Origin of the sequence: Microseira wollei NIES-4236, from assembly GCF_020521235.1 — a bacterium.
GTDB lineage: Bacteria > Cyanobacteriota > Cyanobacteriia > Cyanobacteriales > Aerosakkonemataceae > Microseira > Microseira wollei.
The window spans coordinates 1-457 of sequence record NZ_BLAY01000565.1; the positions used below are offsets into that span (position 1 = coordinate 1).

At 43.8% G+C, this 457-nt stretch carries 1 pseudogene; it reads right to left on the bottom strand.

Going from position 1 to position 457, the window contains the following annotated elements:
- Positions 1-457: pseudogene (locus tag MiSe_RS49865) on the bottom strand (RNA-guided endonuclease TnpB family protein); the annotation flags it as partial.

Genomic DNA, 457 nt, shown 5'->3' on the forward strand with positions numbered 1-457 from the left:
ATTCTCCGGTTTTGAGACTTAGCATAAGCGCTCTTACGCCGCTCTATTTCTCGCTTTTTACGAGCTAACTTTTGATATGTTTTAGACTTTTTCCATTGGCGACTACCCGGTTTTACTTTACCTTTCTTCAAAACAATCTTACGCCCTACTTGAGCCGAAAAATCTCTTGAGTAGTTTTCTCTATTGCTGGCTCTTTGAGAGCGCTGCATCTGACGCTGTAACGCTTTGATTTCACTTTCGTATGCTGGTACTTGCTCTGCAAAGGCGAGCAGTCCAGCTTTATTGTCACCTACAAAAGCAATGTTGGAGATATTAATATCTAGCCCCATCACGCCATCAGTTACATAATTTTTCTCTTTTTGATAGGGCTGTCCCTCGTTAATTAACTGAACATACCAGCGCTGCTTACCATTGAGTTCTCGAGCCAGTGCGGTCTTGGGGTTCCCCCAAGTGGAGC